Genomic DNA, 14,704 nt, shown 5'->3' with positions numbered 1-14,704 from the left:
GCGCGGGCGTCAGGAGCAGCGCGCGACCAGCGCGCTCAGCTCGCGCTCGAAGGCGTCGACGATCGACGCGGGATCGACCTCGGGACGCGCCGCGTGGACGCGCGCCGCTTCCACGTACGCGTCGTAGCGTTCGGGGGAGTCGACGAGCTCCGCGAGCGCGCGGACCCACTCCGCGCGCGGCGCATCGGGGTCGACGACGATCCCGCCCGGCCCGATCGCCTCCCGGATCGTGGGGAGGTCGCTCCCGAGCACGGGGATGCCGTTCGCGTGCGCCTCGAGGACGACGCGCGGCCGCCCGTTCGTGCGGTAGGGCGCGAGCAGGAGGCGGGCGTCCGCGAACATCACACGCGGGTCGCTGACGAAGTGGCACAGCTCGACGTTGGGCAGCGACGCCACCTGCCGCTCGAGCTCGTCCCACTCGGCGGGGTCGATGGGCGACGACTCCGCGAACCGGAACGGAACGTCGGGCCGGTCGTGCGCGAGCGCCAGCGCGATGTCGAGACCGTACAGCGGGGTGGGATTCACGTAGAGCACTCGTCGACGCGTGCTCTCGACGAGGCAGCCGTCGAACGTGATGACGGACGGGATCGTCACGGCCTCGAAGCCCAGTGACCGCGCGTGGCTCGTGTGCGCGTCGGAGTTCGTCACCAGGAGGTCGGGGAAGACGTGCGAGATCGTGAGATGGCCGAAGCCGTTCTGCTCACGGATGTAGAGCACCGCGGGGACCGACGACCGCGTGAGCGACGGGCGGATGCTCCGCCACGACATCCGGTCGATGCTGCTCGCGACGACGACGTCGGGGCGGAACTCCCGTGCGACGAGCGGGAACGAGTTCTCGGGGACGATCGTCTCCCACGTCTGGACGCCGTCGACGCCGTTCGCGTGGCGCGGCCGGCGTCCGATGAACCCGCCCGCCCACGCGACCGGGGTCGACAGCGGCGAGCCGTCGAGCTTCACCCGCAGGTTCACGGAGCGACGGTGCACCTCGCGGAGGCGCGGCCGTTCCGTCGTCCCGAACAGCGCGCCGACCGTGTGCCCGCGCGACGCGAGCCCTGCCGCGAGCTCACGCGTGCTCCGCGCCGACCCTCCCGTCGCGACGCCGGACACGAACAGGATTCGCATCGGGCCGAACCTTAACCACGACGTGCGTCACGACGGCGTCGGAACGCGACATCGAGCGCGCCCTCGAGCCGCCCGACGCGCCCTCCCGCGACGCCGATCCAGCGCGCGCGGCCGGCGCGGTCGGTGAGGAGCCCGGCGTGTCGCGCGAGCCAGAGCCACCGCCGCCACTCGCGGTCGGGAGCGACGCCGTACCCGGCCTGCTCGACCGTCCGCACGAGCGCCGGTTGCACACGTCCGTACGCCCGGGCCTGCCGCCAGAGCGCGGGCAACGTGTCGCGGTAGCGGTAGTGGAGGAGCGCCCCCTCGACGTAGTGCACCCGGATCCCGGCCTGCCAGAGCCGGAACGACAGCTCGATGTCCTCGCCGGCCGCGTAGGCGGGGTCGAACGCGCCGAAGCGCTCCACGACGTGCTTGCGCACACCCATGTTCCCGCTGTTCGCGAACTCGAACAGGTCGCCGAACGTCATCGGGCCGCGCTCGACCGCGAGGCCCCGCGAGGCGACGACCCACTCCGGGTTGAGGAGGTGCACGTCGATGCGCCCGGTCACGAGCTCGTGCTCGCGGAGCGCGTCGCCCATCGCCGCGACCCAGCCCTCGTGGACGACGTCGTCGGCGTCGCACATCGCGACGGCTTCCGCGCGCGCGGCCGCGATGCCGGTGTTGCGCGCGTACGCGGCACTCCCGCGCTCCGGTGCGTCGACGAGGCGCACCCTCGCGTCGCGCCGCGCGTACTGCTCGACGACGGCGCGGGTCGCGTCCCGCGAGCCGTTGTCCACGACGACGATCTCCCACGGGCGGTCCCAGGTCTGTGCGAGTAGCGCGTCGAGCTGCGCCCCGATCGTCGCGGCCGCGTCGTGGGCGGGGACGACGACGGTCAGCGCGACGTCCGACGCGTCGTCCCCGGCGGCGCCGTCCGTGGCGTTCGGCACGGGCGGGAGACTACGGCGCGGCACGCGCCGCGCACCGCAGGTGCGCGCCCGGCCCGGTCCGCAGGAGGGCGGGGCGTACCATCCGGCCGTGCCGCCGAGCGTCCGCGAGTGGGTCCCGCGTCCTGTCCGGCGCGTCGTGTGGCGGGGCGCGCGGCCGGTCCTCGCGCCCCTCACCTCGCTCAGGGGGGTGCGCACGAGCACCCCGGTCGTCTCGCTCACGTTCGACGACGGCCCCGACCCGGCGTCGACGCCGGCGGTGCTCGACGCGCTCGCGCACGCGGGCGCGCGCGCGACGTTCTTCGTGCTCGTCGAGCGCGCGGTCGCGCACCCGGGCCTGCTGGACCGCATGCTCGCCGAGGGGCACGAGGTCGCGCTGCACGGCACCGACCACACCCGCCTGACGACGCTCTCGCCGATTGGGGCGTACCGGCACCTGCGGGCCGGGAGGCGGCGGCTCTCCGCGCTCACGGGCCGCCCCGTCCGCATGCACCGTCCACCGCACGGCGCGCAGCGGCTCACGACCGTCGCGGCCGCGCGCCTCGTCGGGTTGCGCCCCGTCACGTGGACGCTCGACGCCGAGGACTGGGCCGACACCACGATCGACACGGTCGTGCAACGCGTCGCCGCGAACGCGGGTCCCGGCTCGATCGTCGTCCTGCACGACTCGCTCGTCGTCACCGCCACGGACGCGCCGCCACCGCGTTACGACCGTGCCGACCTCGTCGCCGCGCTGCTCGCGGAGCTCGCGTCGCGCGGCCTCCGGTGCGTGACCGTGTCGACGCTGGTCGGTAGCGGCCCCGTCGAGCGCACGGTGTGGGTGCGCGCGTGACGGGAGCGCGCGCCCGGGTCCTGTGGCTCGTGAAGGGGCTGGGTCCGGGCGGTGCCGAGCGACTGCTCGTCGCGGCGGCCGCCGTCCACGACCGGAAGCGCTTCACGTTCGAGACGGACTACCTCCTCCCCTGGAAGGACGCGCTCGTCCAGCCGCTCGAACAGCTCGGTGTCTCGGCGCGCTGCTACGGCGTGCACGACGAGCGCGATCTCCGATGGGCGTCGCGTCTGCGCCGGCGTCTCCTGGACGAGCCCGTCGACGTGCTGCACGCGCACTCGCCGTACCCCGCGGGCATCGCCCGCCTCGTCGCGCGCACCCTGCCGCGACGCGTGCGACCGAGGCTCGTCTACACGCTGCACAACACCTGGCACAGCTTCGCGACGCCGACGCGCGTGCTCAACGGCCTCACGCTCCCGCTCGACGCTGCCGACATCGCGGTGTCGGACGAGGTGCGCGACACGATGTGGCCGTACCTCCGGCGTCGGGCGCGCGTCATCATCCACGGCGTCGACGTCGACGCGATCGCGGCACAGCGGTCGCAGCGCGACGCCGTGCGTGCGGAGCTCGGCATCGGCCCGGACGAGCCCGTGGCCGGGACGATCGCGAACTTCCGCGCGCAGAAGGACTACCCGAACCTCCTCGAGGCGGCACGCCTGCTCGAGCGGCGCGGCTCGCCGGTACGGTTCGTCGCCGTGGGGCAGGGACAGCTGGAGGACGAGACCCGTGCGTTGCACGCGCGGCTCGGCCTCGGCGACCGCGTGCTGCTGCTCGGCCGTCGCGACGACGCCGTGCGCGTGCTCGCGGCGTGCGACGTTTTCACGCTGGCGTCGTCGAACGAGGGTCTGCCCGTCGCGGTGATGGAGGCGTTCGCGCTCGGCCTGCCCGTCGTCGCGACCCACGTCGGTGGGGTGCCCGAAGCGGTGCGCGACGGCATCGAGGGGATCCTCGTGCCGCCGCGCGAGCCGAAGGCGCTCGCGGACGCGATCGACGAGCTCGTGCGCGACGGGGCGCGGCGCGCGTCGATGGGCGCGGCGGCGCGGGCGCGAGGCGAGCGGTTCGACATCGGCGTGACGGTGCGGGAGATCGAGCGCGTGTACGACGACGTCCTGCGACCACCGGCATGACCGACGACGGGCTGGTGATCCGCCCGGCGACGGCCGCCGACCGTGGCGCGATCGTCGCGCTGCTCGCGACGTCGCTCGGGCGCGACCCGCGCGACGCGCGCTTCGACGCGCTCTTCTCCTGGAAGCACGAGACGAACGCGTTCGGGCCGTCGCCGATGTGGGTCGCGTGCGACGGCGACGCGCTCGCGGGCTTCCGGACGCTCATGCGCTGGCGTTTCGAGCGCGACGCCTCGACGGTCGACGCGGTGCGCGCCGTCGACACCGCGACGCACCCCGACTACCAGGGTCGCGGGATCTTCACGCGGCTCACGTTGCACGCGCTCGACGCGCTGCGCGACGAGGGGGTCGGGTTCGTGTTCAACACGCCGAACGACCAGAGCCGGCCCGGCTACCTGAAGATGCGGTGGCGCGTCGTCGGGCGGGTTCCCGTCGCGGTGCGGCCGCGCACTCCCGCCGGGCTCCTCCGGATGGCGCGCTCGCGGACGGCCGCCGACCGGTGGTCCGCACCGTGCGACGTGGGGGAGCCCGCGTCGGCGGTCACCGCGCGCACCGCGGAGCTGCGCGAGCTGCTCGCGTCGCAGCCACGGTCGCGCGGCCTGCGGACGGCCCGGTCGCCCGAGTTCCTCGCCTGGCGCTACGGCGGGGACCTGCTGCCGTACCGGTGCGTCGTCGCGCCCGGTGGCGTCCGTGAGGGCGTGGTGTTCCTGCGTCGGCGCGCTCGCGGCGCGGCACGCGAGACCGTCGTCGCCGACGTCCTGGCGCGTGGAGGCGATCGACGGCTCGCGCACGCGCTCGTGCGACGGGCGGCGCGCGAGGCGGGCGGGGAGTACGCGATCCGGGTCGCCGAGCCCGGCCCGGTCGCGGGCGGCTTCGTGCGGCTGCCCCGGCAGGGACCGATCCTCACCTGGCGGGACGTGTGCGACCGCTCGATGCCGCCGCCGGGCGAGTGGCACGTGAGCCTCGGCGACATCGAGCTCTTCTGAACCATTCGCGGCGTCCGCGCCCCGGACGACGGCCGGCGCGCGGCGTTAGCATGCGCGATCCGTGCCAGGTCGGGTGCGCACGGCGGCAGGGAGGGACGTGAAGGAACTCGCACGGCGGGCGCTGAAGGCGTCGGCCCGGGTCGCCGACCGGATCCGGCCCCCGGGCGCCGGGGTCGTCGTCCTCTGCTACCACCGCGTCGGCGGCGGTTCCGGATTGCAGCTCGACCTCGACCGCGGCCGCTTCGAGGACCAGATCGCGGCGCTGGCCGACGGTGGCGCGGTCCTGTCGCTCGACGACGCGCTCGCCGCGCTCCGCGCCGACACGCCGCCCGCGGACGGGCCGCCTGCCCGGGTCGTCGTGACCTTCGACGACGGCACCGCGGACTTCGCCGACACCGCGCTGCCCGTCCTCGCCCGCCACCGGATCCCGGCGACGATCTACGTCGCGACGGCGTTCGTCGAGGAGCAACGTCCCTTCCCCTACGGCGCGCCGCCGCTGTCGTGGGACGCGCTGCGCGACGCCGTCGCGACCGGTCTCGTGACCGTCGGTTCGCACACCCACACCCACGCGCTGCTCGACCGCGTGCCCGACGCCGTCGTGGTGGAGGAGCTCGACAGGTCGGTCGAGCTCATCGGCGCGCGCCTCGGCGTGCGCCCCCGGCACTTCGCCTACCCGAAGTCGCTGGCGGGGTCGCGCGCGGCGGACGCGGCGGTCCGCGCCCGGTTCTCGTCGGCCGCGCTCGCCGGCACGCACGCGAACGCGTACGGCCGTACGGATCCCCACCGGCTGGCGCGCTCGCCCGTGCAGGCGTCCGACGACACGGCCGGCTTCGCGGCGAAGGCACGCGGGGGCATGCGCCTCGAGGACGACGTCCGCCGCGCGGTGAACCGCCTGCGCTACGCGAGGGCGGCGTCGTGACGGGACGTCCGCGCGTGCTGCACCTCACCACGAGCGACATCAGCCTCGTCACGCTGCTCGGCCCGCAGCTCCGCGCCTTCGCGGACGCGGGGTACGACGTCGTGACCGCCGCCGCGCCCGGACCGTGGACCGACCGCCTGCACACCTGGGGGATCGAGTTCCACCCGCTGCAGTTCTCGACGCGCTCGTTCACGCCGCGCCGCGACGTGCGCGCCCTCGCAGAGCTGTACGGGTTGTTCCGGACGCTGCGACCCGACATCGTGCACACCCACAACCCGAAGACGGGCGTGTACGGACGCATCGCGGCGCGGGCCGCGCGGGTCCCCGTCGTGGTGAACACCGTGCACGGGCTCTACGCGCTCCCCGCCGACCCGTGGGCGAAGCGCGCGGTCGTCTACGGCATGGAGCGGGTCGCGGCGTCGTGCTCGGACGCCGAGCTCGTGCAGAACCCCGAGGACCTCGACGTCCTGCGCCGGTTGCGGATCCCCGCCACGCGGCTGCGGCTGCTGGGCAACGGCATCGATCTCGACCGGTTCGATCCCTCGCGCGTGCCCGCCGCACGGGTCGCGGCGCTGCGCGACGAGCTCGGTGCGGAGCCCGGCGACGTCGTGTGCGGCGTCGTCGGCCGGCTGGTGTGGGAGAAGGGCTACCGCGAGATCTTCGACGCCGCGGCGATCCTCGCCGATCGCGCCCCGAACGTGGTGTTCGTCGTCGTGGGGCCGTTCGAGGACGTCAAGGCCGATGCGATCACGCCGGCCGACCTCGCGCCGGTTGCACGCGGCACGCGCACGCGCTTCCTCGGTGTCCGCGACGACATGGAGCACGTGTACGCCGCGATGGACGTGTTCGCGCTCGCGTCGCATCGCGAGGGCTTCCCACGCGCGGCGATGGAAGCCGCCGCGATGGGACTTCCGGTCGTGGCGTCCGACGTGCGCGGGTGCCGGCAGGTCGTCGAGGACGGGCGCACGGGACGTCTCTTCCCCGTGCGCGATGCACGGGCGCTGGCCGACGCGATCGCGACGCTGGCGGCCGACGAGGGCGCCCGCCGCCGCATGGGCGCGGCCGGACGCGAGAAGGCGCACCGGGAGTTCGACCAGCAACGCGTCGTCGACGTCACGCTCGAGACCTACAAGCGCCTCCTGGACGGCCGGCACGCGACGGTGCCCGCGGCATGACGGCTCGCCATCGAAACAGCGATCGCGTGAAGCGCGCGTTCGACGTCGTCGTCGCGGCGGGCGCGCTCGTCGCGACGTCGCCGATCGTCGCGGTGACGGCGGTCGTCGTGCGCACGCGTCTCGGACGGCCCGTGCTGTTCCGACAGCGGCGGCCGGGCCGCGACGGCGAGCCGTTCACGATGCTCAAGTTCCGGACGATGACCGACGAGCGCGACGGCTCGGGCGAGTTCCTGCCCGACGCCGACCGGCTGACGCGCCTCGGGCGGTTCCTGCGGACGTCGAGCATCGACGAGCTGCCCGAGCTCGTGAACGTCCTGCGCGGGGAGATGAGCATCGTCGGTCCCCGCCCCCTGCTCATGGAGTACCTCGAGCGCTACACGCCCGAGCAGATGCGCCGGCACGAGGTGCGGCCCGGCATCACCGGCCTGGTGCAGGTGAGCGGGCGGAACGCGCTCTCGTGGGACGAGAAGTTCGCCCTCGACGTGTGGTACGTCGATCACCGGTCGTTCCTGCTCGATCTGCGCATCGTCCTGCGCACCTTCGGCGTCCTGTTCCACCCGGAGGGCGTCAGCCGGCCCGGCCACGCGACCACGCCGAACTTCGAGGGCCCCGCGTCCGAGGAGACCGCAAGGAGCGCGCTATGAGGATCCTCGGGATCTGCCACGACGTGCTGATCTGCTCGGCGTGCGTCGTCGAGGACGGCGAGGTCGTCGCTGCGGTGGCGGAGGAGCGGCTCGACCGCGTGAAGCGCAGCAGCGTGTTCCCGGTCCGGGCGATCGACGCGTGCCTGCGCGAGGCCGGTGCGTCGTTGCACGACGTCGACGAGATTGCGGTCGCGTGGAACCCTGTCATCGACCTCGAGACGATCCCGAGCGGCTACGTGAACGCGCGGCGGTGGCGGGTCGAGCACCTCACGCAGGTGCCGGGACGGGTCCTGAACCTCGCGGGCGAGCGCGCGGGCGCGACCGCGACGTTCCGGGACCTGTGGCCCGACGCACCGCCGATCACCTACGTCGACCACTACCTGGCGCACCTCGCCAACGCCGTCGGGCTCTCGCCGTTCGACGATTGCGCGGCAGCTGTGATCGACGGGCGGGCCGAGCGCCGCACCGGCATGCTCGCCCGCGTGCGCGGCGCCGACGTCGAGGTGCTCTCCGAGACGAACTTCCCGCACTCGCTCGGGCTCGTGTACGGCGCGGTGACGCAGTACCTCGGGTTCACGCCCGACTCCGACGAGTGGAAGGTCATGGCGCTCGCGTCGTACGCGGACGCGGACAACGAGTACCTCGCGCCGATGCGCGACCTCATTCGCGTCGACGAGTCCGGCGACTTCACCGTCGCGCTCGACTCGTTCGCGTACTTCAACTTCTGGGACCGCCGGATGTACTCCGACCGCTTCGTCGCGACGTTCGGGCCGCCGCGCGCGCGCGCCGAAGAGATCACCCCGCGCCACGAGCAGATCGCGGCCGCGCTGCAGCAGGTGTTCGAGGACGCGATGACCGCGATCCTCACCGCGCTGCACCGCCGGACCGGCAGCGACCGGCTCGTGCTGACGGGCGGCTGCGCGATGAACAGCGTCTTCAACGGCCGCGTCACCGAGCTCACGCCGTTCCGCGAATGCTTCGTGACGAGCTGCCCCGACGACTCGGGGACGTCCATCGGCGCCGCGCTCCACGTCCACGGGTTGCGGACCGGCACCCGCCCGCCCGTCCCGCCCGCGCACAACTACTGGGGACCCGCGTTCGACGACGACGAGTGCCGGCGTGTCGCCGAGTCGTTCAAGCTGCCGAACGCGACGGTCCTCGACGACCCGTCCGAGGCGGCCGCGGCCGATCTGGTCGCGGGCCGGCTCGTCGGGTGGTTCCAGGGGCGGATGGAGTTCGGGCAGCGCGCGCTCGGGAACCGCTCGATCCTCGCCGACCCGCGGAGCGCGGACGCCAAGGACCTCGTCAACGCGGCGGTCAAGTACCGCGAGAGCTTCCGTCCCTTCGCGCCCGCGGTGCTCGCGGAGCACGTGGCCGACTGGTTCGAGTGCGAGCCCGGCACGCAGGTTCCGTTCATGGAGCGGGTGCTGCGGTTCCGCCCGGAGCGCGCGCCCGACGTGCCCGCGGTCGTGCACGTCGACGGCACGGGCCGCTTGCAGTCGGTCGACGACACGACGAGCCCGCGCTTCCACGCGCTCATCCGCGCGTTCCACGAGAAGACCGGCGTACCGATCGTGCTCAACACGAGCTTCAACCTCAACGGCGAGCCGATCGTGTGCACCCCGCAGGACGCGATCCGCACCTTCTTCACCTGCGGGCTCGACGTCTTGTACCTCGGCAACGTCCGGGTCGAGAAGTGACGTCGCTCGCCCTGCTCGGCGGCGCGCCCGCGTTCCCGGACGGGCTCGCGTTCGCGCGGCCGCCCGTCCCCCCGATGGAGCGCGTCGTCGCACGGCTCGCGCCGTCCTACGAGCGCGGGATGCTCACGAACGGCCCGCTCGTGCGCGAGCTGGAGGAGCGCGCGGCGGAGCGGCTCGGGTCGCGGCACGTCGTCGCGGTGTCGTCGTGCACGGCCGGCCTGATGCTCGCGTTGCGCGCGGTCGATCCGCGCGGTCCGGTCGTCGTCCCGAGCTTCACCTTCTCGGCGAGCGTGCACGCGATCGCGTGGAACGGGCTCGGCGTGCGCTTCGCGGAGTGCAGCCCCCAGTCGTTCCAGCTCGATCGCGAGGACGCCGCGCGCCTGCTCGAAGGGGCGGGCGCGCTCATGGCCGTGCACGTGTTCGGCGCGCCGTGCGCACCGACGGACGTCCAGCGCCTGGCCCGCGCCGCGGCCGTCCCGCTCGTCTTCGACGGCGCGGCCGCGCTCGGCGCGCGTCACGGCTCCCGACCCGTCGGCAGCTTCGGCGACGCGGAGGTGTTCAGCCTGAGCCCCACGAAGCCGGTGGTCGCGGGGGAGGGTGGTCTCGTCGCGACGAACCGCGACGAGGTCGCCGACGCCGTGCGCATCGGCCGCGACTACGCGAACGCCGGCGACTACGACACACGCTTCGTCGGGCTGAACGCGCGCATGTCCGAGCTGCACGCCGCGGTCGCGCTGGAGTCGCTCGCGGACCTCGACGCGAACCACGCGGCGCGGGCCGCGCTCGCGGCGCGGTATCGGGCCCAGCTCGCCGGTGTGCCCGGGGTGCGCGCGCAGGACGTCCCCGACGGCGACGTCCCGACGTGGAAGGACGTCACGATCGCGCTCGACGCGCGGGAGTTCGGCGTGTCGCGTGACGTCCTCGTCGCCGCGCTGCACGCCGAGGGCGTCGACACCCGCCGCTACTTCGACCCGCCCGTCCACCGGCAGCGGTCGCACGCGGCGCGGGCGGATCGTCAGCTGCCCGTCACGGATCGGGTCGCCGCGGAGGTCCTCAGCCTCCCCGTGTACCCGTCGCTGCGCGAGCGCGACGTCGACCGGATCGCCGGCATCGTCGCGGCGGTCCACGAGGCGCGTGACGCGCTCACGACTGCCGCGAACAGGGCGTGAATTCCCGCCCGCGCGTGACATGAACGTCGGCTCGGAACGCACCGGGCGCCGTGGACACCGGGCGACCGCTGTGTGCAGAATGCTGATTCACGGTGCGTAGCGGGCGGGGGGCCTATGTCCGACCGAGCTGACGTCACCACACCGGTGTCGACAGTCCAGGCGGCCCGAACACGGTCATCCCGACGCGCGCGGTGGGCGCTCGCCTCCCGGCCGGCGGTCGACGCCGCGATCTGGTTGGGCGCCCTCTACGCGGGCGCCCTCCTGCGGCTCGACTTCAACGTCTCCCGCCTCGACGGGTTCGAGGTGGCGGTGCTCGTCCCGTTCGCGTGGGCCGCGCAGTGGCTGTTCGGCTACTGGTCGGGGATGTACCGGGGGCGCTGGATCCTCGGGTCCTTCGACGAGGTCGCGGCCGTCGTGCGCAACACCTGCTTCGTGACCGGCGTGCTGTTCGTCGTCGACCTCGTCATCGACGACCAGCGACCCGCGCCGCTCAGCAGCGTCCTCGCCGCCGGCATCATCGCCTTCGTCGGTCTCGGCGCCGTCCGCTACCTGGGGCGCCGAGCGGTCGACCGTGACCGCCGGGCCCGGATCGCCGACCGCACCCGGGCGCTCGTGTTCGGCGCCGGTGACGGGGGCCAGCGCACGATCCGGGCGATGCTCTTCGACGGCGAGAGCCCGTTCCTGCCCGTCGCGATCCTCGACGACGACCCCGCCAAGCGCCACCTGGCGGTCCACGGCGTGAACGTCGTGGGCGACCGGACCGCGATCCGGCGGGCCGCGAAGGAGCACGACGCGTCGGTGCTGGTCATCGCGATCCCCTGTGGTGACGGCGCGCTCCTCCGTGAGCTGACGGAGCTCGGGCGCGACGCAGGTCTCGACGTGCGCGTGCTGCCGTCCGTCCGCGAGCTGTTCGACGGGCGGGTCACCGTCGACGACATCCGCGTCCCGACCGAGACCGACCTCCTCGGCCGGCGCCGGATCGAGATCGACCTCGGCGCGGTGGCCGAGTACCTGCACGGCAAGCGCGTCGTCGTCACCGGTGCGGGCGGCTCGATCGGCTCGGAGCTGTGCCGCCAGATCTCGAACCTCGGCCCCTCCCGCCTCGTGATGATCGACCGCGACGAGTGCGGGCTCCACGACGTGCAGCTCACGCTCGAGGGCCGCGCGCTCCTCGACTCGCCCGACCTCGTCCTCGCCGACGTGCGCGACCGGCATCGCATCGCGGCGGTGTTCCGCGACGTGCGGCCCCAAGTCGTGTTCCACGCCGCCGCGCTCAAGCACCTGCCACTCCTCGAGGCACACCCGCACGAGGCGTTGAAGACGAACGTGTGGGGCACGCTGTCGGTCCTCGAGGCCGCGGCCGAGGTCGGCGTCGAGCGGTTCGTCAACATCTCGACGGACAAGGCCGCGAACCCGTGCAACGCGCTCGGCTACTCGAAGCGCGTGACCGAGCTCCTCACCGCGCACTACGGGCGGCAGGGCGACGGCGTCTTCCTCAGCGTCCGGTTCGGCAACGTGCTCGGCAGCCGCGGGTCGGTGCTCGTCGCGTTCCGCCGCCAGCTCGAAGGGGGCGGCCCCATCACGGTGACGCACCCCGAGGTCACGCGGTTCTTCATGACGGTCGAGGAGGCCGTCGAGCTGGTCGTGCAGGGTGGCGCGATCGGCCGTTCGGGCGAGGTGCTCGTCCTCGACATGGGGCAGCCCGTGAAGATCGCCGACGTCGCCCGCCAGCTCGCGTCGACCCGCACGCCCAGCGTCCCGATCGTGTTCACCGGGCTCCGGCCGGGCGAGAAGCTGCACGAGCAGCTCTTCTTCGACGGCGAGCGCGTCCGCCCCGGCCCGCACCCGCTGATCCGCCACGCGTCCGTCCCCGCGCTCGACCCCGCCGTCGTCCGCGGGATCCAACCGTCCCTGTCCAACGGCGAGATGCTCGACATGCTGCGGGTGCTCGCCACCGAGATCGATGTGCGTGACGGGGTCGAGGTCGACCTCGTGGAGACCGAATGGGCACCCGGGTCGAGCCGGATCTCCTGAACGCGGCGCCCCCACCGCTCGATCTCGACGACGAGCCCTTCGCCGGCCTGCTCGGTCGGTTGTTCGCGCTCGGCATCGTCGTCGCGCTCCTCGCGAGCGTCGTCCTGCGGTTCAAGACGCGCTCGCCGCTGTGGGAGGACGAGGCCCTCACCGTCAACATCGCGAAGCAGCCGCTCAGCCGGCTGCACGGGCTGCTCCGCCACGACGGCTCGCCGCCGCTCTACTACGTGATGTTGCACGTCTGGATGAAGGTGCTCGGGACGAGCAACACCGCGGCCCGGGCGCTGTCGGGCGTGATCGGCTTGCTGACGCTGCCCGCCGCGTGGTTCGTCGGGCGCCGCATCGGCGGGAACGACCGGCTCCGCGGGACGTGGATCGCGTGGGCGTCGGTGCTCGTCGTCGCGACGTCGCCCTACGCGATCCGGTACTCGACCGAGGTCCGGATGTACGAGCTCGAGACGCTGCTCGCGCTCGTCGGCTACCTCGCGGTCGCGAACGCGCTCGAGCGTCCGACGCTGCCGTGGCTCGCGGCGGTCGCGGTCGTGACCGCCGGGCTCGTGTACACCCAGTACTGGGCCTTCTACCTGATCGGCGCCGTGCTCGTCGCGCTCGTCGTCCTCGCCCGTCGCGGCGTGCTCGGCCCGTCCGCGTGGCGGGTCGCCGGCGCGATCGTCGTCGGCGGGCTGACGTTCGTCGCGTGGCTGCCGACGTTCCTGTACCAGTCGCGCCACACCGGGACGCCGTGGGCCGAGAAGACGTCGCCGCCGATGGCCGCGTACCGGTTGCTGCTCGGCTTCGCCGGCCAGCGCGGCGTCGCCGCGTACACGCTCGTCATCGGGCTGCTCGGGCTCGCGACGCTCGGCCTCTTCGGCTTCGCGTTCGACCGCGTGAACACCGTCCTCGACTGGCGGACCCGTCCGCCGGCCCGCTGGCTCGCGTTCGCGACGCTGTCGACCGTCGTCATCGGGCTGTGCCTCGCGTACGTCGGCATCGGCGCGCCCGCGATCCGGTACCCGTCGATCATCTTCGGACTGTTCGCGGTGATCGTCGGTGCGGGTGTCGTCGCGCTCGGCTCGCGCCTCGGACGGTACGCGGTGCTCGCGGTCGTCGTCGCGACGGGCATCGTCGGCGGGTACCACAACGCGACGCGGCTGCGGACGCAGGCGAGCCAGGTCGCGGGGGCGATCAACGCGGAGGCGAAGACGGGTGACGTCGTCGTGTACTGCCCCGACCAGCTCGGGCTCGACGCGTCGCGACTCGTCGCGCCGACCCTGCGCCAGTACGCGTTCCCGACGATGGCCGCACCCCAGATCGTCAACTGGGTCGACTACGAGCAGCGGAACCAGGTGTTCCACGTGCCCGGTGTTGCGGGCAACCTGGCCGATCCCGCGGTCTTCGCCCAGGAGATGCTCCGGCTCGCCGGCCCCGAGCACAACATCTGGTACGTCTGGTCCGACGGCTACAAGACCTTCGGGACCAAGTGCGGCGACATGGTCGACATCTTCCGGAAGCAGCGGCCGCACGCGACGCGCCTCGTCCAGGAGGACCTGACGGTCTTCGAGAGCGAGAACCTCCACCGGTTCTCGCCGTAGCCCGAGCCGCCGTGGGCGTTCGCCCGCGGCCTCGGGTCAGGCGGTCGCCGGCGGCGTGTCGGGTGTCGTCGTCTGTGGCGAGCTCGTCGGCGACCCGTCGTCACGGACCGCGTGGCGCGACACGATCTCGACGATCGCGTCGCACGCGAAGAACACCACCGCGAGCCACCCGAGCGTCCGCACCCGCCACAGCTGTGTCGGCCACTCGAAGATCGACGGCACGTTGTAGTGCATCTGGCTCGCGGCGGCGTACAGCCCGCACAGGCCGAGCGCGAAGAACGGGAACAGGCTGAGCACGATCCGCCAGCGCGGCCTCAGCAACACGAACAGCGTCACGCCGCCGGTGAGGACCGCGCACCACGGTCGCACGAGGAGCCCGCCGAGCGCGGCCGCGACGACGGTCGTGCCGACGACGGTCGCTGTCTTCACGCGCGCGCCCTGCACGACGAGTGGTGACGCGAGCTGCGCCTCGACCGGTCCCGCG

The 14,704-nt window shown here is 73.5% G+C and carries 13 protein-coding genes; 10 read left to right on the top strand and 3 right to left on the bottom strand.

The window, feature by feature from the left end:
• Window positions 1–9 precede the first annotated feature (9 nt).
• Together VFC33_13545 and VFC33_13540 are read right to left on the bottom strand one after the other, a co-directional pair.
• A complete protein-coding gene (locus VFC33_13545; GenBank protein ID HZR14259.1) occupies window positions 10–1,122 on the bottom strand; it encodes a glycosyltransferase in 1,113 nt (370 codons plus the stop codon).
• Between the two features lie 11 nt (window positions 1,123–1,133).
• Entirely contained in the window at window positions 1,134–2,051 is a 918-nt protein-coding gene (locus tag VFC33_13540) for a glycosyltransferase (GenBank protein HZR14258.1), read from the bottom strand.
• An 88-nt stretch (window positions 2,052–2,139) separates the two neighbouring features.
• On the opposite strand from VFC33_13540, the gene VFC33_13535 reads away from it, so the two are divergent.
• From VFC33_13535 to VFC33_13490, 10 genes are all read left to right on the top strand, one after another.
• Window positions 2,140–2,880, top strand: a complete 741-nt coding sequence (locus tag VFC33_13535) for a polysaccharide deacetylase family protein (GenBank protein HZR14257.1) — start codon at window positions 2,140–2,142, stop codon at window positions 2,878–2,880.
• The gene (locus VFC33_13530) at window positions 2,877–4,004 is read left to right on the top strand and encodes a glycosyltransferase (protein ID HZR14256.1); all 1,128 of its coding nucleotides are present in this window, start codon (window positions 2,877–2,879) and stop codon (window positions 4,002–4,004) included. The genes VFC33_13535 and VFC33_13530 overlap by 4 nt, the downstream gene beginning before the upstream one ends.
• Entirely contained in the window at window positions 4,001–4,987 is a 987-nt protein-coding gene (locus tag VFC33_13525) for a GNAT family N-acetyltransferase (GenBank protein HZR14255.1), read from the top strand. Before VFC33_13530 ends, VFC33_13525 begins: the two co-directional genes overlap by 4 nt.
• A gap of 97 nt (window positions 4,988–5,084) precedes the next feature.
• On the top strand, window positions 5,085–5,906 hold the full coding sequence (locus VFC33_13520) for a polysaccharide deacetylase family protein (GenBank protein HZR14254.1): 822 nt from the start codon (window positions 5,085–5,087) through the stop codon (window positions 5,904–5,906).
• Window positions 5,903–7,081, top strand: coding sequence for a glycosyltransferase family 4 protein (locus VFC33_13515; GenBank protein ID HZR14253.1), 1,179 nt, complete (start codon window positions 5,903–5,905; stop codon window positions 7,079–7,081). The genes VFC33_13520 and VFC33_13515 overlap by 4 nt, the downstream gene beginning before the upstream one ends.
• Window positions 7,078–7,725 carry a sugar transferase gene (locus VFC33_13510; GenBank protein ID HZR14252.1) on the top strand — a complete coding sequence of 216 codons (648 nt, stop codon included), beginning with the start codon at window positions 7,078–7,080 and terminating at the stop codon, window positions 7,723–7,725. The genes VFC33_13515 and VFC33_13510 overlap by 4 nt, the downstream gene beginning before the upstream one ends.
• Window positions 7,722–9,425 carry a carbamoyltransferase C-terminal domain-containing protein gene (locus VFC33_13505; GenBank protein ID HZR14251.1) on the top strand — a complete coding sequence of 568 codons (1,704 nt, stop codon included), beginning with the start codon at window positions 7,722–7,724 and terminating at the stop codon, window positions 9,423–9,425. Before VFC33_13510 ends, VFC33_13505 begins: the two co-directional genes overlap by 4 nt.
• A complete protein-coding gene (locus VFC33_13500) occupies window positions 9,422–10,594 on the top strand; it encodes an aminotransferase class I/II-fold pyridoxal phosphate-dependent enzyme (protein ID HZR14250.1) in 1,173 nt (390 codons plus the stop codon). The genes VFC33_13505 and VFC33_13500 overlap by 4 nt, the downstream gene beginning before the upstream one ends.
• Window positions 10,595–10,828: 234 nt before the next feature.
• The gene (locus VFC33_13495; GenBank protein ID HZR14249.1) at window positions 10,829–12,628 is read left to right on the top strand and encodes a nucleoside-diphosphate sugar epimerase/dehydratase; all 1,800 of its coding nucleotides are present in this window, start codon (window positions 10,829–10,831) and stop codon (window positions 12,626–12,628) included.
• Window positions 12,598–14,220 (top strand): glycosyltransferase family 39 protein, encoded by a 1,623-nt coding sequence (locus VFC33_13490; GenBank protein HZR14248.1) that lies wholly within the window; start codon window positions 12,598–12,600, stop codon window positions 14,218–14,220. The genes VFC33_13495 and VFC33_13490 overlap by 31 nt, the downstream gene beginning before the upstream one ends.
• Before the next feature lie 36 nt (window positions 14,221–14,256).
• Here the strand turns inward: VFC33_13490 and VFC33_13485 are convergent.
• Window positions 14,257–14,704, bottom strand: a 448-nt coding sequence (locus tag VFC33_13485) for a hypothetical protein (GenBank protein HZR14247.1), incomplete at its 5' end; no start/stop codon positions are given.

It is taken from the genome of Acidimicrobiia bacterium (assembly GCA_035651955.1).
Taxonomy (GTDB): Bacteria; Actinomycetota; Acidimicrobiia; order IMCC26256; family JAMXLJ01; genus JAMXLJ01.
The sequence above is the reverse complement of the archived record's forward strand: the minus strand, read 5'-3'. Positions and strand labels throughout refer to the sequence as shown.